General features: G+C 43.3%; 19 protein-coding genes, 1 pseudogene, 1 riboswitch and 2 other annotated features. Of the genes and pseudogenes, 5 read left to right on the forward strand and 15 right to left on the reverse strand.

Going from position 1 to position 21,340, the window contains the following annotated elements; translation table 11 throughout:
• Positions 1-4: 4 nt before the first annotated feature.
• The 9 genes from JQ843_RS09305 to JQ843_RS09345 form a co-directional block, all read right to left on the reverse strand.
• Positions 5-571 (reverse strand): aminodeoxychorismate/anthranilate synthase component II, encoded by a 567-nt coding sequence (locus JQ843_RS09305; RefSeq protein WP_042750574.1) that lies wholly within the window; start codon positions 569-571, stop codon positions 5-7.
• Entirely contained in the window at positions 568-1,929 is a 1,362-nt protein-coding gene (gene trpE, locus JQ843_RS09310; RefSeq protein ID WP_203213474.1) for an anthranilate synthase component I, read from the reverse strand. Before trpE ends, JQ843_RS09305 begins: the two co-directional genes overlap by 4 nt.
• Positions 1,930-2,000: 71 nt before the next feature.
• Positions 2,001-2,226: a binding site (T-box leader), on the reverse strand.
• Positions 2,223-3,401, reverse strand: a complete 1,179-nt coding sequence (gene trpB, locus JQ843_RS09315) for a tryptophan synthase subunit beta (protein ID WP_203213475.1) — start codon at positions 3,399-3,401, stop codon at positions 2,223-2,225. Its footprint overlaps the feature before it by 4 nt.
• Before the next feature lie 65 nt (positions 3,402-3,466).
• Positions 3,467-3,696, reverse strand: a binding site (T-box leader).
• A 34-nt stretch (positions 3,697-3,730) separates the two neighbouring features.
• Positions 3,731-4,960, reverse strand: coding sequence for a DegT/DnrJ/EryC1/StrS family aminotransferase (locus JQ843_RS09320; protein WP_203213476.1), 1,230 nt, complete (start codon positions 4,958-4,960; stop codon positions 3,731-3,733).
• A gap of 42 nt (positions 4,961-5,002) precedes the next feature.
• Positions 5,003-5,695 (reverse strand): sugar transferase, encoded by a 693-nt coding sequence (locus tag JQ843_RS09325; protein ID WP_049546568.1) that lies wholly within the window; start codon positions 5,693-5,695, stop codon positions 5,003-5,005.
• A gap of 130 nt (positions 5,696-5,825) precedes the next feature.
• A complete protein-coding gene (locus JQ843_RS09330) occupies positions 5,826-7,568 on the reverse strand; it encodes an ABC transporter ATP-binding protein (protein ID WP_203213477.1) in 1,743 nt (580 codons plus the stop codon).
• Positions 7,558-9,303: an ABC transporter ATP-binding protein gene (locus JQ843_RS09335; RefSeq protein WP_203213478.1), complete on the reverse strand. Its 1,746-nt coding sequence runs from the start codon at positions 9,301-9,303 to the stop codon at positions 7,558-7,560. The genes JQ843_RS09330 and JQ843_RS09335 overlap by 11 nt, the downstream gene beginning before the upstream one ends.
• 54 nt (positions 9,304-9,357) lie before the next feature.
• Complete coding sequence (locus JQ843_RS09340) at positions 9,358-9,993, reverse strand: DUF421 domain-containing protein (RefSeq protein WP_000174453.1); 636 nt, start codon at positions 9,991-9,993, stop codon at positions 9,358-9,360.
• On the reverse strand, positions 9,990-10,445 hold the full coding sequence (locus tag JQ843_RS09345; protein ID WP_000675332.1) for a DUF3290 family protein: 456 nt from the start codon (positions 10,443-10,445) through the stop codon (positions 9,990-9,992). The genes JQ843_RS09340 and JQ843_RS09345 overlap by 4 nt, the downstream gene beginning before the upstream one ends.
• Positions 10,446-10,578: 133 nt before the next feature.
• Here JQ843_RS09345 and JQ843_RS09350 point away from each other — a divergent pair, with 133 nt between their 5' ends.
• The 4 genes and pseudogenes from JQ843_RS09350 to JQ843_RS09365 all read left to right on the forward strand — a co-directional run bounded on the left by JQ843_RS09350 (position 10,579) and on the right by JQ843_RS09365 (position 14,302).
• The gene (locus tag JQ843_RS09350) at positions 10,579-11,406 is read left to right on the forward strand and encodes an exodeoxyribonuclease III (protein WP_203213479.1); all 828 of its coding nucleotides are present in this window, start codon (positions 10,579-10,581) and stop codon (positions 11,404-11,406) included.
• Between the two features lie 11 nt (positions 11,407-11,417).
• The gene (locus JQ843_RS09355; RefSeq protein WP_049502476.1) at positions 11,418-11,804 is read left to right on the forward strand and encodes a bleomycin resistance protein; all 387 of its coding nucleotides are present in this window, start codon (positions 11,418-11,420) and stop codon (positions 11,802-11,804) included.
• 231 nt (positions 11,805-12,035) lie between these two features.
• A riboswitch (purine riboswitch) is annotated at positions 12,036-12,131 on the forward strand.
• A 326-nt stretch (positions 12,132-12,457) separates the two neighbouring features.
• On the forward strand, positions 12,458-13,039 hold the full coding sequence (locus tag JQ843_RS09360; RefSeq protein WP_000770412.1) for a xanthine phosphoribosyltransferase: 582 nt from the start codon (positions 12,458-12,460) through the stop codon (positions 13,037-13,039).
• A pseudogene (locus tag JQ843_RS09365) lies at positions 13,039-14,302 on the forward strand (nucleobase:cation symporter-2 family protein). The gene JQ843_RS09360 and the pseudogene JQ843_RS09365 overlap by 1 nt, the downstream one beginning before the upstream one ends.
• A 32-nt stretch (positions 14,303-14,334) precedes the next feature.
• Here JQ843_RS09365 and JQ843_RS09370 read toward each other — a convergent pair.
• The 3 genes from JQ843_RS09370 to JQ843_RS09380 form a co-directional block, all read right to left on the reverse strand.
• Positions 14,335-14,739 carry a PaaI family thioesterase gene (locus JQ843_RS09370; protein ID WP_000651223.1) on the reverse strand — a complete coding sequence of 135 codons (405 nt, stop codon included), beginning with the start codon at positions 14,737-14,739 and terminating at the stop codon, positions 14,335-14,337.
• A 69-nt stretch (positions 14,740-14,808) separates the two neighbouring features.
• Positions 14,809-16,290, reverse strand: a complete 1,482-nt coding sequence (locus JQ843_RS09375; protein WP_203213480.1) for a UDP-glucose--hexose-1-phosphate uridylyltransferase — start codon at positions 16,288-16,290, stop codon at positions 14,809-14,811.
• Between the two features lie 18 nt (positions 16,291-16,308).
• On the reverse strand, positions 16,309-17,487 hold the full coding sequence (locus JQ843_RS09380; RefSeq protein ID WP_203213481.1) for a galactokinase: 1,179 nt from the start codon (positions 17,485-17,487) through the stop codon (positions 16,309-16,311).
• Positions 17,488-17,651: 164 nt separating this feature from the next.
• Here JQ843_RS09380 and galR point away from each other — a divergent pair, with 164 nt between their 5' ends.
• Entirely contained in the window at positions 17,652-18,653 is a 1,002-nt protein-coding gene (gene galR, locus JQ843_RS09385; protein ID WP_203213482.1) for a DNA-binding transcriptional regulator GalR, read from the forward strand.
• 67 nt (positions 18,654-18,720) lie between these two features.
• Here galR and JQ843_RS09390 read toward each other — a convergent pair whose 3' ends face one another.
• The 3 genes from JQ843_RS09390 to JQ843_RS09400 all read right to left on the reverse strand — a co-directional run bounded on the left by JQ843_RS09390 (position 18,721) and on the right by JQ843_RS09400 (position 21,336).
• Positions 18,721-19,758, reverse strand: a complete 1,038-nt coding sequence (locus tag JQ843_RS09390; protein ID WP_004259103.1) for a zinc-binding dehydrogenase — start codon at positions 19,756-19,758, stop codon at positions 18,721-18,723.
• The gene (gene nmlR, locus JQ843_RS09395; protein ID WP_001022624.1) at positions 19,759-20,112 is read right to left on the reverse strand and encodes a stress response transcriptional regulator NmlR; all 354 of its coding nucleotides are present in this window, start codon (positions 20,110-20,112) and stop codon (positions 19,759-19,761) included.
• Between the two features lie 333 nt (positions 20,113-20,445).
• Positions 20,446-21,336, reverse strand: a complete 891-nt coding sequence (locus JQ843_RS09400) for a cation diffusion facilitator family transporter (RefSeq protein WP_203213483.1) — start codon at positions 21,334-21,336, stop codon at positions 20,446-20,448.
• Positions 21,337-21,340: the final 4 nt, after the last annotated feature.

Raw genomic sequence — 21,340 nt, forward strand, 5'->3', positions numbered from 1 at the left:
TTCCTCACTTTACAACCTTCTCGATAAAATTCCGAATAGAAGACAAGCCATCTGGCGTTCCGATACTCTCTGGATGGTACTGAAAGCCATAAATCGGTAGGTTTTTGTGTTGAATCCCCATGATGGCTTGGTCATCAGTAGAACGAGCTGTCACTTCAAATTCTTCTGGCATTTCTTCAATCAAAATACTGTGGTAACGCATGACTTCACGGCCATCCTCGATGCCTTGATACAAAACAGATGGCGCTTCAAAGCTGATATTGCTCTGTTTCCCATGCATGACTTTTGGAGCCAAACCTAACTTACCACCAAAGACTTCTGCAATGGCTTGGTGACCCAAACAAATCCCTAAAATCGGCTTCTTACCTGCAAAATCACGAATCATGTCTTCCATCTTACCAGCATCAACTGGCCAACCAGGACCAGGAGAAAAGACCAGACCATCTGCTTTTTCAGCTTCTTCATACAGCTTGGGATCATCATTTCTCAAGACCTGTACTTCTGCAAAATTCCCAATGTATTGGGCCAAGTTATAGGTAAAAGAATCATAGTTGTCAATCAATAAAATCATGGTCTTAGTTCTCCAATTCTAGTCATAGATTTAGCCTTGTTAATGGTTTCTTGGTATTCGTTTTGGGCGATAGAATCGTAGACAATCCCTGCCCCAGCCTGCACATAGGCTGTTTGATTTTTGAGAATCATGGTTCGGATGGCAATGGCGAAATCCATATCACCCGTCGCAGACAAGTAGCCGATTGCTCCTGCGTATACGCCACGTTTTTCTGTTTCCAGTTCATAGATGCGTCTCATTGCTCGAATCTTTGGTGCTCCTGAAACTGTTCCAGCAGGAAGTGTTGCTTTCAAGGCATCCATGGCAGTAAGTTCTGGAAGCAAACGCCCCTTGACCACACTGGTCAAATGCATGACATAACGGAAGAGCTCCACTTCCATATACTTGGTGACTTGGACACTGGCCGTTTCAGAGATGCGGCCAATATCATTACGACCCAAGTCTACTAACATCCGATGCTCTGCTGTTTCCTTCTCATCCGAAAGCAGGTCTGTCGCCAAAGCCTTGTCTTCTTCATCCGTAGCTCCTCTTGGTCGTGTCCCTGCAATTGGATTGGTTGTCACGATACCATTTTTGACAGAAACCAAACTTTCTGGACTAGCTCCGATGATTTGATAATCCCCAAAGTCATAGAAATAAAGGTAATTAGAAGGATTAGTCACGCGGAGATTTCTGTAGAAGTCAAATGGATTTCCAGTCACTTCTGCTGAGAAGCGCTGACTGAGCACGCATTGGAACATGTCACCATTTCGAATCAAGTCACGAGCTGTTTCCACCATTTCCTCAAACTTCTGAGGAGCAATATGGGGGTTGAAGTCTAACGGAGATAGATCCAAGTCTTCAAATTCATTTTGAGCAGGAATGCGTAATTCCTCAAGCACTTGGTTCAATGCTTCTTCCAAGTCTTCTTGACTACGCTCACTATAGAGAGCATCCTCGATGACATGGATTTTTTCCTTCTTGTGGTCAAAGACCATGTAACTCTCATAGACGAAGAAATGCATGTCTGGTGTTCCAATTGTATCTTGAGGAATTTGACCAATTTCTTCATAAAGCGAAATCATATCGTAACCAACAAAACCAATGGCTCCCCCACCAAAAGGTAGGTCTGAATGGTGCTGGCTCTTATGAGTCACTTGATAAAGGAAATCCAAGGGATCCCGATCAATCACTTGACCATTTTGATAAAGAACTCCATTTTCAAACTTAATCTCAAAAACTGGATTATAGGCTAAGATAGAAAAACGAGCGGTTTCCTTGTCTCTCGGAATACTCTCTAAGATAACCTTGTGTTGCCCCTTTAAGCGCATATAAGCCAAGATTGGTGATAAGACATCTCCATGAATGATTCGTTCCATTGTAATTTCCCTTTCAGTTCTACTTCTAGTCCGTGGCGACTGTATGAAAAATCCCCACGCAAAATAACTTGCGTGAGGACGAAATTCGCGGTGCCACCTCAATTATAGGATTTCTCCTATCTCTCATTCCTGTCTCAGATATTTCCTGTAACAGGCTGTGCGATAAAGGGCACTCCCTTGAGAATTATGTTTTTTTCTCTTGTTTCAGATGGACCCAACCTTACAGTTTTCTCTGCTTGTTTCCAGCAACCACAAGCTCTCTGTGAGAGAAAAGACTGTAATTTTTCCATCTTTTATTTTTTAGCTTCTAGGTAGTCTGCAATCGCAGCTACGTCCTTGTCTCCACGACCAGAGACATTGATGATGATAATGTCGTCTTTACTTAGTTTCGGTGCACGTTTAACTGCTTCTGCGATAGCATGCGAACTTTCAATCGCTGGGATAATTCCTTCTGTCTTGCTGAGAAGGAGGAGAGCCTGAACAGCTTCTTCGTCTGTCGCAGCCACATATTCCACGCGACCTGAATCTTTGAAGTAGGCGTGTTCTGGGCCAACCCCTGGATAGTCCAATCCAGCTGAGATAGAGTAAACTGGAGCCAGCTCTCCGTCTTCCTTAAAGACTGCATAGGTCTTCATGCCGTCGACAATTCCGATACTACCTTTTGTCATAGTAGCTGCGTGCTTGTCTGTATCAAGTCCGTGCCCAGCAGCTTCAACCCCAACCAATTTGACTCCTTCATCAGCCACATACTGTGAAAAAGCACCGATGGCATTGGAACCACCACCTACACAAGCAATAACGTAGTCTGGTAAGCGTCCTTCTTTTTCTAAGATTTGACGGCGAGATTCTTCACTGATGACCTTTTGGAACTCGTGGACAATTGTAGGATAAGGGTGAGGACCTACAGCAGATCCCAGAACATAGAAGGCTTCAAGGTCATTCATCCATGCTCCAAAGGCTGCATCAACAGCATCTTTGAGGGTACGAGTCCCTGTTTCAACTGCGTGAACAGTTGCTCCCATCATCTCCATACGGAAAACATTGAGACGTTGACGCTCCACATCCTCTGCCCCCATGTAGACATCACAGGCCATACCAAACTTGGCTGCAGCCGCTGCTGTCGCAACACCGTGCTGACCAGCTCCTGTTTCTGCGATTACTCGTTTTTTGCCCATACGTTTGGCCAAAAGAATTTGTCCTAAAACATTGTTGAGCTTGTGAGAACCAAGGTGGTTAAGGTCTTCACGTTTGAGATAAATCTTAGCTCCACCTAGGTGCTCTGTCAAACTTTCTGCAAAATAGAGCGGTGTTTCGCGACCTGAATAATCCTTCAAGTAATGGCGAAATTCTGCCAAAAATTCTGGATCATCCTTGTATTTGTCAAATGTCACTTCCAACTCATCCAACAAAGCCTGAATCGGCTCCGGTACAAAACTACCACCAAATTGTCCAAAATAACCTTTAGTTGTCATAAAATTTTCCTCTTTCAGTATTGATTTCAAGATATGAAAAAAGCCCACACACAGAAAACCATCTGTGTGAGGGCGTTGGTAACGCGGTGCCACCTCAATTATAAAGGGACTATCCCTTTACATCTCTGCCTTGTCTAACAACAAGTTGCACTGTAAGGTGTGCGCACCGAATTTTCATTGTTTCAAATTCATTTTTAAAATCAGCCCACTTTCACTACTTCCAACCACCTGTTCACAATCACCACAGGCTCCCTGAAGATCAAAAATAATTACTTTTCTGATTTATTGAACTTATTTTAATACTTTGTTTTTTCTTTGTCAAGACTTTTTTACAATTTTTTTGATGAAGCTAGTACTTTTTCAGAAACTATTTTGAAAGTCTCAATGATATAGTCCACTTCTTCATCACTTAATTTAGTGTGAAGAGGGAGTGTAATTTCATTTTCAAAGAAGGCATAGGCCTTAGGATAGTTCGCCATATCAAAACCAAGATTCTTATAGGCTGTCAAGAGCGGAAGCGGTTTGTAGTGGACATTACTTGCAATTCCCGCTTTAGCTAATTCTTGGATGATAAGATTGCGTTCTTCTAAGCTCGCTCCTTCTACATGGGTGATGTAGAGGTGGCGTGAAGATTCGACAGTTTCAGTCTTGTGTGCCAATGGATGGATACGAGAACCTGCAAAACCATGATCATAACGGTCCACGATGTCCTTACGACGTTCTAGCAAACTTGGGTAACGGCCCAATTGTACCAAACCAAGGGAAGCCATAATATCGGTCATATTACACTTGTAGGCTGGTGTGACGATATCGTATTCCCATGAACCCAGTTGCATCTTGGCAAGAGCATCCTTAGTTTGCCCGTGAAGGGAAAGAATTTGGAATTCCTTGTACATCTCTTCGTCGTCAATCGCTGGATTGGCTTTCCAAGTGGCACTTCCACCTTCTGCAGTTGTAAAGTTCTTAACGGCGTGGAATGAGAAGGAAGTAAAGTCAGCGATAGAACCAGCTGGTTGCCCTTTATAAGTAGACCCCAAAGCGTGGGCACTATCAGAAACAATCACAATACGGTTAAAGACCTTTTGCCACTTGCTTGAAGCAGTAAAGAGATCACGTTTCTTCTCCACAACTTGGAACAAACGGTCATAGTCGCAAACAATCCCCGCAAGCTCTACTGGAATAATCACCTTAGTCTTTTCAGTGATAGCTTGCTCCAGTAAGTTATAGTCCATCTCAAAAGTATCTGCTTGGATATCCACCATGACAGGAGTTGCTCCTACGTGCGTGATAACACTACATGAAGCTGTATAGGTCATGGCTGGAACGATGACTTCATCTCCAGGTCCCACTTCCAAAACGCGCAAAATCAACTCAAGAGCGGCAGTTGCAGAGTTGAGGCAGACGGTCTTAGGTGTCTGTGTATATTGAGACAAGCGACGCTCTAGTTCTTTTGTCTTAGGACCTGTTGTGATCCAACCAGAACGCAGGGTATCCGCTACTTCAGCAATTTCTGCTTCCGTAATATCGGGTGGTGAAAATGGAATATTGTAATTTGGCATTGATTTGCTCCTTTTATCTGTACTCATTTTCTTATGACTACTTTATTTTAGCACTTCAAACACGGTTTGAAACATGATTTTGATGTCTCCAAGGAAACTAAACTCTCGGAGATAGGCGAGGTTATAGCGCATCTTTTCAGGAAGGACGTGTTCGACATAGGCCTGGTCAACTGACAAACCTTTCTCCGTCATTTGACTGATGATGGTGTCCTCATCCTTGTAGTTGATGCTGGCTGGAGAGGTAATCCCTGCTGGTAAAAGCAAAGTCGCCATCATTTCAGGGCTATACTGCTCTGTGTAGCGTGGCACTTCAGGTCGTGTACCGACAAAGGACATCTCACCTTTAAGGACATTGACCAACTGAGGCAGTTCGTCCAAACGGACACGGCGGATGAAATTGCCAACCTTGGTAATGCGGCTATCGTTAGCAGAAGTCACCAAACTTCCTTTTTTGTCCGCATCCGTCACCATGGTACGGAACTTCCAAATCTTGAACCGACGGTTGTACTGGGTCACGCGCTCTTGCTTGTAAATCACTGGCCCCTTGCTATCCAACTTGATCCAAATGCTCAAGATGAGAAAGATGGGAGAGGTCAGAATCAGCAAGATTACGGCTAGAACCCAGTCCAAGCAACGCTTGAAAATCAGCGAACCCTTCCTTTTAGAGACAAGCTGGTAGTAAGACTCAACCTCGCTTGATTTCATTTCCACGGGCAAGTCTTCCCATTTCAGCATACTGTTTCTCCTTTGTTTTTATTATACTATTTGTCAACATTTTTCATTATACCACAAAATAGATAAGGCGGTGAAAGAAATCTGTAATTTGAAGGATTTCCTTCTTATACTCAATGAAAATCAAAGAGTATTAGGACATGGCTCCTGCCTGCAAGCTATACATCTTGTGATAGGTCCCTCCCAAGGCCAAGAGTTCCTCATGGGTTCCACTCTCGATGATGCGCCCCTTGTCCAATACGTAGATACAGTTGGCGTCTTGGATAGTCGAAAGGCGGTGGGCAATGGCAATGGTTGTCCGCCCTTGTCTCATCTTAGCCAGAGAAGCTTGAACCATGCTTTCTGTTTCAGAGTCTATATTGGCTGTCGCTTCATCCAAAATCAGGATTTTAGGCTGGCTGGCAACTGTTCTAGCAAAGGCAAGAAGCTGACGCTGACCAGTAGAGAAGCTCGAACCACGCTCAGAAACAGGGGCGTCATAACCCTGCGGAAGCTCCTGAATAAAGGAATCTGCATCCACAAAAGCTGCCGCAGCCTGGACCTGCTCATCACTAAGATTTTGGTACATGGCGATATTGGACTTGATGGTCCCATGATAGAGGAAGGGATCCTGCAAGACCAGACCGATGTTTTTTCTCAGTTCTTCCTGACTGAAATCCCTGATATCCACACCATCCAAGAGAACTCGCCCTGACTGGAATTCATAAAAGCTCATGAGGACATTTATAATCGAAGATTTCCCCGAACCTGTATGACCTACAAAGGCAATGGTTTCACCCTTGTTAACAGAGAAAGAAATATCATCCAGAATCTGATGTTTACCGTCATATGAGAAACATACATGTTCAAAACGGATATTGCCCTCTTGGACTTTAGACTGCCCATCTTTTTGATGAGGCTCATAGGTCTTCTCGTCAATCAAGGCAAAAACACGGCCTGCAGACACCATGGAAGTTTGAAGGGTTGAAAAGTTTTGCGTCACCTCGATTAAGGGGTCAAAAAGACGATTGATGTATTGGATAAAGGCATACATGGTTCCGGCCGTTATCCCGATAGAAAGACCACGATAGCCAAAGTAGGCCATCAAGACAGCATAACCTAGAAGTTTCAGCAAACTCATAGCAGGCCGCAAAAATAGGGCATCCAAGGCTACAGAACGGTTGGCGTAGACCAAGTGTTCTTGGTTGATCTCATCAAATTCTGCCTGCAGGCGCTTCTCTTGGTTAAAGGCCTGGATAATCCTGATTCCCTCGATGTTTTCAGCCAGTTTGCTATTGATATCTGATAAGAGACTTCTGGTTTTCTCGATGATTTTCACTGACTTTTTCCGATAGAGATTGACCAAAAGAAAAATCAAGGGTAGAAAGAGCAGGACTAAAGCTGTCAAACGAAAATCCAGCACCAACATGGTATAAAGAGTTGTCAGAAAAATGAAAACTGCTGAGATAAAGCTAGATAAAATCCCAGAAAACATATCACTGATGGTCTCGGTGTCATTTGTCAAACGAGAGACGATGGAGCCTGCTGGCGTCTTATCAAAGTAAGACATACCCAGCTTCTCCATATTAGCAAAGGAATCGCGACGAATATCTCTAACAATACTATAGGACACACGCGCAAAGAGAAGATTGCCAACATACTGAACTAGAGTTTGTAGGATATAGAGACCATAGTAGGCCAGCAAAACGGTAACAGCAAGATGATTTAGGTTGCTGAGGTACTGGTCGATAAAGTGGGAGGCTACAAGGGGAATGACACTTTTAATGATCGTCGTCGCTAGGAGAAAACTGAGTGCCAAAAAAGTCAGAAGGCCGTAAGGCTTGAGATAGGACATCAAGCGCTTCAATACAGCCCATTGTTCTCGTTTATTCTGCATCTTCTTCTCCTTTCATTTCCAGCTGCTGAGACTGATAGGTTTGGGCATACCAGCCATCCAGGGCTAGCAAGTCTTCGTGCGTGCCTCGTTCGATGATTTGACCATTTTGCAGAACTAAAATCAAATCTGCATGGACAACCGCACTGAGGCGATGAGCCGTAATAATGGTTGTCTTGTCCTTTCGTGTCTCCTTGAGATTGTCGATAATCGCATACTCTGTCTTGGCATCTACGGCGGACAAGGAATCATCTAAAATCAAGATATCAGGGTCTAAAATCATAGCCCGACTCATGGCCAGACGTTGCTTTTGCCCACCAGAAAGACTGACTCCTTTTTCACCAATAACTGTATCAAATCCCTGAGGCATGGCTACAATGTCTTGGTAAACTTGAGCTAGCTTAGTCGCTTCCTCGACCGCTGAAAGGGGCAAGTTAGGATTACCAAAGCGGATATTGTCTAAAATCGAAGTCGCAAAGAGAAACTGATCCTGAGGAACATAGCCCATAAGACTACGAAGATCTGTCAGACGATAGTCGCGAATATCATGACCATTTAGATAAATAGCTCCCTTATCCACATCGTATTCACGCAAGAGAAGCTTGATCAAAGACGTTTTCCCAGAACCTGTCTGCCCAACCAAGCCCAGTGTTTGCTCTTTTTCCAAGCTGAAGTGAATATCCGTCAGTGTTTCCTCATTTTCAAAGGCAAAGCTGTCAATATCGTACTCCAAGCGCCCATTTTCAATACCATCCAGAGGACATTCAGGGTCTTGTACAGGTGATTCCTGAGACAAAAGTTCCTCAATCCGCTGGTAAGAAACCTTCCCTCGCTGGGTAATATTAAAGAGGAAGCCGATGGCCATGAGAGGCCAAACTAGCATATCCAAGTAGCTGATAAAGGTAACTAGATTCCCAACCGTGATTTGCCCTTTCTGAACCATCAAGTAGCCTACCAGGAGCGTTAAAACATAGGAGGAACCAACAAACAAGAGAACCATGGGGTCAAAGAGACTATCGTATTTCATGGTTTGCAGGTTCTTTTGGAAGGTCAATTCATTGACTGCCTGAAAGGACTTCAACTCATCCGTCTGATACCCGAAAGATTTGGTCACTTTGATACCCGATACCGACTCCTGCACCTTGTTATTGAGTTCAGAAAAGGCAGTCTGCGATTCACCAAAAGCCTTGTGGGTCTTTCTCCCTAGACGACTGGTCGCATAAGCCATAAAAGGCAAGGGAAGAATGGCAACTAGCGTCATCTGCCAAGAAATGCTAAAGAGCATGGTCAGTAAGGTCACCAGAGCCGTGATAGAGGCATCCACCGCAGACATGACTCCTCCACCTGCGAGACGGGTTAAGGCATTGATATCGTTGGTGGCATGCGCCATCAGGTCCCCCGTCCTATAGGTTTGATAAAAGGCTGGAGACATTTTTGTGAAATGCTCAAATAAGCGAGAGCGCATAATCTGTCCCAAACGGTAGGAAGTCCCAAGGATATACATACGCCAAACATAGCGCAGATAGTACATCCCAAAGGCTGCAAGAAGCAAGTAAAATAGGGCAAGAAGGAGGTCCTGCTGGGTTAATTGCCCCGATGTGATGGCATCAATGACCCTCCCCATAACCATTGGGGGAATGAGGTTGAGGACGGAAACCAAGACCAGAGCCACAATCCCGACTAAATAACGGCGTTTTTCTAACTTGAAAAACCACCAAAGTTTTTGAATAATGGACATAACATCCCTTTCTGATTGCAAATAGAAACCTGAGGCCAAGACCCCAGGTTTTTCTTATTCATAGGTTACGACTGTGACCGCACCCTTGTCATACTCAGCGATAAAGATATTGGCTACATTGTCATGTCCTTGTTTGCTGAGATTATCAAGCAGCCACTCTTCGCTACGGCCAATCGTTTCCAAGACATCGACTTGGATCACACCGTCAGTCACAACTGGATACTTAGGATTTTCATCTCCTATTTGGACCACGATGAGTTGGCCATTTTGCTCCTGCACAGCGCGTTTGACCTGTTTCATCTGGAAAATCCCTTGGCTACGAAGTTTGAGAGCAACTTCTGCTGCAGACAAACCAACTGAACGACAGGCTTCTGGGTCAATCTGCCCATTTTTGATAAGGAGAGTTGGTTTTCCATCAATCAAGCGTTTGACAAAACGAACATTGTTATTGAGCCACTTGAGGGTCAAGACCAAAATCGTCCACATCATCAAAATCACTGCGTACTGCAGAATGCTGATTGAACTATTGTAAATCACCCCACCGATGATACCACCAAGAACATAGTTCTGAATTTGGTCTGTAGCAGAGTTAGGTGCTAGATTCCCCTTTCCTGTCACATTAATAACAAAAACAAGAGAGAAAAGACCCAAGGCCAGTTTGATTAAAATTTCCATATAATTGAGTGTCATTTGTTTACCTCCACCAATTCAATAGCGTCTGTTTGATTCAATTCTAATTTCTCTAAAAGATACTTGTCTGGTTGGCTCCCGTTCATGGCGCGGTAGAAATTTGGACCTACCTTGACAAGCGCTCCATCAGTGGCTGCAGAAGTATTGACATAAACTTCTGATTTATCCACTCCCAAGTCTTTGGAAACAACCTCTATGAAATGAAGGGAGGTTTGAAATTGGTTGTTAGAGGCTTGATTGGTCTGGTATTTTGAGATTGTCACCAAAAGCATGGCCACCAAGGTCAAGGCCAAAATCATGACCAATTCCCGAAACTTAGTCCCCTTTTTATCTCGATAGGCTTTAAAAGCAAAAAATCCTGTGATAGCTAGGAGAACAATTCCAAAGCCAATCATGATGCCATTTTGCTGACTGATTTGGCTAAGTACATAGTCATATGAGTAAAATTTCATTTATTTTCACTCCCTTTCATAAAATCATTCTTAATTATAAACGAAAGAGAGTGATTTTTCAAGCCATACGTTGGGGAAATGGACCTTTTTTTGGTATAATAAAATCTATAATCTGAATGAAAAAGGTAACTTTATGAAACTCATCTCATGGAATATTGATTCCCTCAATGCTGCCCTAACTAGTGACTCAACTCGTGCCAAATTGTCCCAAGAAGTACTACAAACCTTGGTCGCTGAAAATGCTGATATCATCGCTATCCAAGAAACCAAGCTTTCTGCCAAGGGTCCTACTAAAAAACACTTGGAAATTTTAGCTGAACTCTTTCCAAACTACGAAAACACGTGGCGTTCTTCTCAAGAACCTGCCCGCAAAGGCTATGCTGGAACCATGTTCCTTTATAAGAAAGAACTCACACCCACTGTCACTTTTCCAGAAATCGGTGCCCCTTCTACCATGGACTTAGAAGGTCGCATCATCACTCTAGAATTTGATGAATTTTTCGTGACCCAAGTTTACACTCCAAACGCTGGCGACGGCCTCAAACGTTTGGAAGAACGCCAAGTCTGGGATGTCAAATATGCGGAGTACTTGGCTGAACTAGACAAAGAAAAACCAGTCCTTGCGACCGGTGACTACAATGTAGCCCACAATGAAATTGACCTTGCAAATCCTGCCAGCAACCGCCGTTCACCTGGATTTACCGACGAGGAACGTGCTGGATTTACCAACCTTTTAGCAACTGGATTTACTGATACCTTCCGCCACATTCACGGCGATGTTCCAGAACGCTACACTTGGTGGGCACAACGCAGCAAGACTTCTAAAATCAACAATACTGGCTGGAGAATCGACTACTGGCTCACAAGTAACCGCATCGCTGACAATGTGACTAAGTCTGATATGATCGACTCAGGTGCGCGTCAAGACCACACACCCATTGTCATGGAGATTGAGCTCTAAGGAGAAAGCTAATGGACTATCAAGCTGTCATTCCTGAATTTGTAGTATCTGACCTCGAAAAGTCACGCCACTTCTACTGCGACTTGCTGGGATTCTCTGTCGAATACGAGCGTCCAGAGGAGAAATTTCTCTTCCTCTCACTTGAAGACTGCCAACTTATGCTAGAAGAAGGCAGCACAGAAGAATTAGCCCAACTAACCTATCCTTTCGGGCGCGGTGTCAATATTTCCTTTGGTATTGAAGATGTCCCTCAACTCCACCAAAAACTGCTAGAAGCTGACTATCCTATCCATCGTCCCTTAACCAAAAGAAAGTTTCGTGTTGGAGATTACTATATCTATCCTCATGAGTTTGCAGTTTTGGATCCAGATGGCTATTTTTTAAGATTTAGCGAGTAGAATAATAAAGATTTGGAAAAAGTCTTTAAAGTTAAAAAGGCATATTGTCAAGTGTTTAAAAACTTGATAATATGCCTTTTATGATGGAAAAAACCTTCTAAATGTTAGCCAATAAGTTAATTTTTGCCCATTTTTATTATATTTGTTCGTTTTTTAAACCAAAACACTAACAAAATATTTGATTTCTAAAGTTATTTAGTATAAAATAAAAACATTGGCTCAAGCCTATTTAAAATTGAATATCATTTTACTTGTTTATGTCGTGAATTGGCACGACGTTTCTACAAGGTGCCGGAACACCTAACAATAAGTAAGTCAGAAGTGAGGTATGGTCGTTTTTGCCATGCCTATTTTGGGGACTTACTTAGAGATTAAGTAGGTCCTTTTTGAATATTTTTAATATTTCCCTTAATTAGTGCGGACGGGAGCAACTTCCTTCGGAATTTCATCCCTAATTTTTGAGCCAAAAGTCTCAAAAATTCCGTCATAGACAATAACAAACTTATTGTCTATGATACCACTACAACAGGAAATATTTGATAAGACTCGCTTCGCTCGTACTAGTTTTATCAAATATATAGTACTAGCAAACTGGATCACCATAGAAACATTTAACCAACAAGTAAACTGGCTTTTAGACTTTAGGAGGTCTTATGAAATTATTAGAAGAGCGCATCCTCAAGGATGGGCATATCTTGGGTGACAACATCCTCAAGGTGGATTCCTTTTTAACCCACCAAGTTGACTTTAGCTTGATGAGAGAGATTGGTAAGGTTTTTGCGGAAAAATTTGCTTCTGCTGGCATTACCAAGGTCGTAACCATTGAAGCGTCAGGTATTGCCCCAGCCATTTTTACAGCGGAATCCTTAAACGTTCCCATGATTTTCGCCAAAAAAGCTAAGAACATCACTATGAACGAAGGAATCTTAACTGCCGAAGTTTACTCCTTTACCAAGCAGGTAACCAGCACCGTTTCTATCGCTGGCAAATTTCTCTCACCAGAGGACAAGGTCTTGATTATTGACGATTTTCTTGCTAATGGCCAAGCTGCCAAAGGCTTGATTCAAATCATCGAACAGGCTGGAGCAACAGTCGAAGCTATCGGTATTGTGATTGAAAAATCTTTCCAAGATGGCCGTGATTTGCTTGAAAAAGCAGGCTATCCTGTCCTATCACTCGCTCGTTTGGATCGTTTTGAAAATGGTCAAGTTATTTTTAAGGAGGCAGATCTCTAATGCAAACTCAAGAAAAACATTCGCAAGCAGCCGTTCTTGGCTTGCAACACTTACTAGCTATGTACTCAGGATCCATCCTGGTTCCTATCATGATTGCGACAGCCCTTGGCTATTCAACTGAGCAGTTGACCTACCTGATTTCTACAGATATCTTCATGTGTGGGGTGGCAACCTTCCTTCAACTCCAACTCAACAAATACTTTGGAATTGGACTCCCAGTCGTTCTCGGAGTTGCCTTTCAGTCGGTCGCTCCCTTGATTATGATTGGGCAAAGCCATGGTAGTGGCGCTATGTTTGGTGCCCTTATCGCATCAGGGATTTACGTGGTTCTTGTTTCAGGCATTTTCTCAAAAGTAGCCAATCTCTTCCCATCTATCGTAACAGGATCTGTTATTACTACGATTGGTTTAACCTTGATTCCTGTCGCTATTGGAAATATGGGAAATAACATTCCAGAGCCAACTGGTCAAAGTCTCTTGCTTGCAGCTATCCACTGTTCTGATTATCCTCTTGATTAACATCTTTACCAAAGGATTTATCAAGTCTATCTCTATTTTGATTGGTCTAGTTGTTGGAACAGCCATTGCTGCTAGCATGGGTTTGGTGGACTTCTCCCCTGTTGCGGCAGCACCGCTTGTCCATGTCCCAACTCCCCTCTACTTTGGGATGCCAACCTTTGAAATCTCATCTATTGTCATGATGTGTATCATCGCAACGGTTTCTATGGTTGAGTCAACTGGTGTTTATCTGGCCTTGTCTGATATCACAAAAGATCCAATTGACAGCACGCGCCTTCGCAACGGTTACCGAGCAGAAGGTTTGGCCGTACTTCTCGGAGGAATCTTTAACACCTTCCCTTACACAGGATTTTCACAAAACGTTGGTTTGGTTAAATTGTCAGGTATCAAGACTCGCCTACCAATCTACTACGCAGCTGGTTTCCTGGTTCTCCTTGGACTCCTTCCTAAGTTTGGCGCCCTTGCCCAAATCATTCCAAGCCCTGTCCTCGGTGGTGCCATGCTGGTGATGTTTGGTTTTGTATCTATTCAAGGGATGCAAATCCTCGCCCGTGTTGACTTTGCTAACAATGAACACAACTTCCTTATCGCAGCAGTCTCCATCGCTGCAGGTGTCGGACTCAACAACAGTAATCTCTTTGTTAGCATGCCGACAGCCTTCCAAATGTTCTTCTCAAACGGAATCGTCGTAGCCAGCCTCCTCGCCATTGTCCTCAATGCCGTATTAAATCATAAAAAGAAATAAGAAAAAGAGGTGCGAGCCTCTTTTTTGTTTCTCTATATCCTTACCTGTCTGTCTTCTGACCTCTGTCCTGTGACAAACATGGTAAAGGTTGCCTTACAGACATTTCTGCCTTCTTGATTGGTAATATCGACATCCACTACGCAGGTTGTGCGACCTTGATGGACACATTCTCCTTTAATAGTCAGCACATCATCAAGTTTTCCTGCTTTGAGGTAGTTGATAGAGGATTGGAGCGTCACTCCGTCTAATCCTAGAGATATGACCACCAAACCGCTGATCTGGTCACAAAGGGTAAAGAGATAGCCACCGTGGGCATTGCCATAGTAGTTGAGCGACGAGTCCACTACTTTGGTCGTCACCACAACGTGACCATCTCTCATTTGTTCAATTTCATAATTTTCAAAGGCAGATATAGCGTCAAAATGAAAGTCTTTCATGGTTTCCTCCTGATATTTCAAACGACACTATGATACTACTTTTTATAGGACTGTGCAAGGAGAAAGCTCCTAGTCTGGCAAAATTCCGACCTGCTCCACAAAGCGCATAAAAGCTGTCTGCCCTTGTTCCGTCTGCTTGTAGACTCCTGCATCCTCAAGTACACGCGCAAAGATAGCACCAACAGAGTCTTTGACGATTTCAAGGGCTTTTTCTTTATCTGTTATGTCTGGATGTTGGACTTTGAGTTGGTCTGCCCATTCCTGATGATAATCGGCAACTGCAACAGCTTCTCCTACAAGATAGCTAGCGACTTGCTCCACTTCTTCTTTCAGACGTGGTGGCAAGATTGCCAAGCCCATGACCTCAATCAAGCCGATATTTTCCTTCTTGATATGTTGGACATCCTTGTGGGGATGATAGATACCATCAGGATGCTCTGGCGATGTTTGATTATCTCGTAAAACCAAGTCCAACTCAAACTGTCCATCGCGTTTACGCGCAATCGGTGTGATGGTGTGATGCGGTGTCCCATCAGTCTCAGCTAAAATCTGCACACTAGGATCTGAATACTGACGCCATTCCTGTAAAATCTTGTCAGCCAAGTTGATCAAATCCTCTTTGGAATCCGAAGTCAAACGCAACACTGACATAGGCCACTTGACAATTCCAGCCTTGACCTGCTCAAAACCAGCAAATCGGAAAGACTTTTGCAAGGGAGCCAATTCCATAGGAAATACGTGACGACCTCCTTGATAGTGATCATGAGTTAGAATAGAGCCCCCCACAATCGGCAAGTCGGCATTAGATCCAGCAAAATATCCTGGAAACTGCTCTACGATAGCCAACAGACGTTCAAAACTCTGACGACTAATGGCCATGGGACGATGCTGGCCATCTAAGAAAATACAGTGCTCATTAAAGTAAGCATAGGGCGAATACTGGAAGCCCCACTCCTGACCAACCATTTCAAAACGGATAATACGGTGGTTACTGCGAGCTGGGTGGTTGACCCGACCATGGTAGCCCTCATTCTCTAGACAAAGCTGACACTGAGGATAATTACTAACTTGCACCAACTTGGCTGCCGCAATCTCTTTGGGATCCTTTTCAGGCTTAGAGAGGTTGATGGTAATTTCAAGTTCACCGTAATCAGATGGAACACGATAAGCAATATTTTTAGCAATGGCCTTGAGTTTGATGTAGTCATTTTTCTGACTGAGTTGGTAAAAATCCTCTATCGCTTGCTCAGGAGACTGGGCGTAGGTTGCCCAAAAGTCACGATTGACCTGACTCGGACAAGGGGTCACCAAGTCCATCAATTCAGCACCAAGGATTTCACGCGCAGTCTGACTATCCTCAATCGTCTCTAATCGAACGGCTTTCTCAACCAGCTGGTCCTTGAGATCAATCAATTTATCCAGATTGGTCTCAACTTCCAAAACACCATCTCCCACTCGTGCCAAGACACGATTGGTCAGGTAGATTCGATCCATTTCCTGAAATGAACTTTCAGCAATGACATGTGTTACAAATTTATCTACTAAGGTCACTATAGAGCCTCCTTTTAACTAGTCAAGGACGCGAGTGCCACCTGCAACTTCAGCGATATAGAAGCTTGGAGCGTAGCCAACTACTTCCTCGTAGTGTTTGCCAACAGCTTCCTTAAAGGCATCAACAGCATCTTTTTGCACCAAAGCAATGGCACAGCCACCAAAACCTGCCCCTGTCATACGAGCACCGAAAACTCCTTCTTGTGCCCAAGCTGTGTGAACAAGAGTATCCAATTCCAAACCAGTTACTTCATAGTCATGCTCAAGAGAAACGTGTGACGCATTCATCAAGCGACCAAATGTTTCCAAATCTCCTGCTTGAAGAGCTACTTGAGCTTTGAGGGTACGTTGGTTTTCAAGCACAGCATGGCGAGCACGTTTCAAACGATTTTCATCTTTAATCAAGTAGCTATATTGGTCAAAGGCCCACTCATCCAATTCACCCAAGGTCTGAATATCTAAAGCAACTTGCAATTCTTCCACTGCTTTTTCACACTCAGCACGACGTTCATTGTACTTAGAGTCAGCCAATTCACGGCGTTTATTGGTGTTCATGATAACAACGACATTGTCCTTCAAATCAAGTGGCACCAAGTCATACTCCAAGGTGTTGGTATCTAGGTAAATAGCACGTTGGTCTGCTCCCATACCGATAGCAAACTGGTCCATGATACCAGAATTGACTCCGATAAAGTTGTTTTCTGTTTGTTTTCCGATTTTAACCAAATCGAGACGCTCTAATTTTAAATCAAAGAGATGCTCTGCCACAACCCCTGTCAAAAGTTCCAAGGATGCTGAAGAAGACAAACCAGCACCATTTGGGATATTCCCATAAACATAAAAATCAAACCCCTTGTCAATCACGTGCCCAGCTTCTTGCAAGAAATGAAGAACCCCTTTTGGATAGTTAGTCCAGCTGTGCTCTTTTTCAAACTTGAGGTCAGCAAGAGGCACTTCGATGATACCCTTGTCCTCAAAGTTGGCTGAGTAGAAACGCAAAACTTGGTCATCACGCTTGCGAGCTGCACCGTAAGTTCCTAAGGAAATAGCAGCAGGAAAAACGTGCCCACCGTTGTAGTCTGTGTGTTCACCAATCAAGTTGATACGACCTGGCGAAAAGAAGGTTTGATCCGCTTCTTGACCAAAAACAGCAAGAAAGTCTTTACGAAGTGCTTCTGCAGTAAGATGTTGTGTCATATGAATTCTCCTTTGACTGTCCGTTAAGTCACCTTAACGTGTAATCGTTTTCTTTTATTGTATCCAAGGGATTTCCCAAGGTCAATCCTTTTTACTAAAATTTTACTAAAATATCAGTAAAATACAGAAAAATATGATATACTAACCTTAAAGAAGGAGGATTTATGGCTACCTTAAAAGATATTGCACAGCTAGCCTCTGTCTCTATCGCGACCGTATCCCGTGTTCTAAACCGCGACCAGAGCCTATCTGTTACAGAAGAAACCAGACACCGTATTTTAACCGTTGCTGAAGAGCTGGGCTACACCAAACACCTCAAGACAGGCGAGTCCCACAAGCCCAAGCAAAAAATTGCCATTATCCAATGGGTCAGCGAACAAGGGGAGCTGGACGATCTCTACTACTACCAGATTCGCCTAGGCATAGAGAAAAGAGCCCAAGAGTTGGACTATGATATCTTGCGCTATTTTAATGACCATCCTTTTACCCTGAGCGAGGAAGTGATTGGGATTCTCTGCATCGGAAAGTTTAGCCGAACTCAGATTTCTGCCTTTGAAGAATACCAAAAACCCCTGGTCTTTCTAGACAGCGATACACTTTCCCTGGGACATACCTGCATTATCACAGACTTTTACACTGCCATGAAACAGGTTGTCGATTATTTTCTCAGCCAAGGGATGGACCGCATCGGGATTCTAACAGGCCTTGAAGAAACAACCGACCAAGAAGAAATCATTGAGGATAAGCGACTGGAAAATTTTAGAAACTACAGTCAAGCAAAGGGAATCTATCATGATGAACTGGTCTTTCAAGGAAGCTTTACTGCCCAGTCTGGCTATGACTTGATGAAGGAGGCTATTCAGAGTTTGGGAGACCAACTGCCACCAGCATTTTTTGCAGCTAGCGATAGTTTAGCTATCGGTGCCCTCCGTGCCCTCCAAGAAGCTGGAATCAACCTGCCAGACCGCGTCAGTCTTATTTCCTTTAACGACACCAGCCTGACCAAGCAAGTCTATCCTCCCCTCTCCAGCATCACCGTCTATACCGAAGAAATGGGCAGAGCAGGCATGGATATTCTTAATAAAGAAGTACTCCACGGTCGCAAAATCCCTAGCCTGACCATGCTGGGAACCAGACTGACTCTGAGAGAGAGTACTCTGCCATAACTCCACAAATTAAAAATGACAAAAAATCCTAATAGAGAGTCTCAAATCTCCATTAGGATTTTCTTTTTTAGGCCATCACAATCATAGACTTAATGGTCTTACGTTCATCCATATCTTTATAAGCTTGATCAATATCTTCTAATTTATAGCTTGAAGTAAAGACACGGCCTGGATTGATATCACCATCAAGGACGGCTTTTAGTAAAAATTGCTTATCATATGTTGTCGCAGAAGCTGCCCCACCTGCTACAGAGATATTTTGCATAAATGTCGAACCAAGAGCACGATTATTATAGTGTGGGACTCCTACAAATCCCATACGCCCTCCATTATGAAGGACACCTAGCGCCTGTTCTACAGCAGCCTCCGTACCAACACATTCAAGTGCTGCGTCCGCTCCGCCACTGAGAATTTCACGCACCTTGGCAATACCTTCTTGACCTCGCTCAGCTACAAAAGCTGTCGCACCCGACTCCAGAGCCATCTTTTGACGATCTTCATGACGACTCATGAGGATAATTTGCGACGCACCACGCATCTTCGCCGCGATGACAGCACATTGACCTACAGCACCATCACCAATGACCACAACCTTATCCCCTTTTTGAACATTAGCAACACGCGCCGCATGATAGCCTGTCGGCATAACATCTGCAAGAGTCAAGAGGGACTTTAGCATACCTTCTGTGTAGTCAGAAGGTTGTCCAGGGATTTTAACCAGCGCCCAGTTTGCATAGTGAAAACGAATATATTCCGCCTGAAAATCGCCTCCCAAGTTATTACCAATATGATTATCGCAAGAACCGTCAAAGCCAGCAAGACAGGCATCACATTCACCACATCCATGGGTAAAAGGGACAATGACAAAGTCACCTGGTTTCACCGTCGTAATGGATTCCCCAGTTTCTTCGACAATCCCAATCGCTTCGTGTCCACTATTTTTGTGTCCAGCTTTCGTTTCTGGATTACGGTACCTCCATAGATCCGATCCGCAAACGCACGCACGAACTACACGAATAATCGCATCATCTGCGTCTATAATTTGCGGACGTTCAATTGTAGCAAGACCAACCTGACCTGCCTTTGTATATACTGCTGATTTCATTTAAATTTTTCCTTCCTTGTAAAGTTTAATTTTGAGATTTAAGCGATTTAAAGCCACCTGTAACTGAGACAAGCGCTCCTCTAATTTTTTCTTTTCCTCTTCTAAAATACCAAGCCTTTTCTCTCGCGTTTCATCCCCCTTTTGGTAGAGAGACATATAGTCAACTAAACTATCTACAGAGACACCTGCCGAACGAAAACACTTAATAAATTCCAGAGCTTCAATATCATGATCTTGAAAATCACGAATTCCAGTTGCAGTTCGAGTAATCGGTGGCACAAGACCAACCCGTTCATAGTACCGAATCGTATCCGCTGAAATTCCCAACAAGTCACTAGCAGATTTAATATTCATACACTAACCTCCTCTCATTCACTGAATTTAAGCTATTCTAACTCACTTATCTTATTATATAATTTTGAGTTGACTCCAAGTCAAGCATTTTGCGTCTAATCGAAAAATTTTTTATCATTATCAGTTCTCTTATTAGCATACCTTTTCATCAATCAAAGAAAGAGGTTGGGGAAAGCGTCTTTCAAATATGATACCAAAGAAACTGGAAAAAAAGTCTTTAAAAGCAAAAAGCGCATAGTATCAGACATTGAAAACCCTTGATACTATACGTTTTTTTGTATGAAGATTTACTTCATTTTCTCTTGAAATTGAGTTTTGTCTCAGCCGCTTTTTCTAGTGTTGATGCCCATGGGATTGCCCTAAGGCTGTTACCTTTCGCTTATGTTGCGCATGATTGCTTTGACTGGTGTCCACTTCGATAGTAATATTCTGCACACCTCTTTCTTCTAAGAGCTGACGTACTTGATTCTTTGTTTCCGTCATCTCCTCCCAATCCTCTAAACAGATATGGATAATAGCATTATTTTCTAGACCATCCATGGACCAAATGCTAAGTTGATTGACACTTTTGACATTGGTCAGAGCCTCCAAATCCTTCTCCAAATCACTTGTCTCGACTCCTTCTGGCACAGCATCTAGGAAAATTTTCAGTGCGCTCCAAAAGCGAGGAATGGCTTTCGACAGAATAAAGATAGAAATAACTAGTGATAAAAGCGGATCGAGGATATACCAGTCCGTAAATCGAAGAATAATCGCCATTAGAATGACGGCCAACCAACCAAGAGTGTCTTCCAAAAAATGCAGGCTAAGAATTGACTCGTTCTTTGTTTTCCCCTTACGAACTACCAGACTTGCTAGCACATTAATGGCTACTGCAATGATTCCCAGCCAGAGGATGCCTTCCTCATTGACGGGTTGCGGGTGAACAATCTTTGTGACATTTTCCAAGATCACTAGGACAGACCCTATCATAAGAATCACAGCCGTTAGCATGGCTCCTAAAAGACTAAAACGTTTGTAACCCAAGGTGTACTGTCTATCTTCTTCACGGTTTGAAATTGTTTCTAAAAGGGCTGAGATGCCAATGGCTATAGCATCTCCCAAGTCATGAACGGAATCAGCAAGAACTGCACTCGAACCAAAGATTCCTCCTGCGATAAACTCAACAATCGCATAGCTTAAATTTAAGAAAAAAGCTAACCAGATAGATGTTTTAGAACTCATTTCT

The sequence above is a fragment of the Streptococcus mitis genome (assembly GCF_905187495.1).
GTDB lineage: Bacteria > Bacillota > Bacilli > Lactobacillales > Streptococcaceae > Streptococcus > Streptococcus mitis_CU.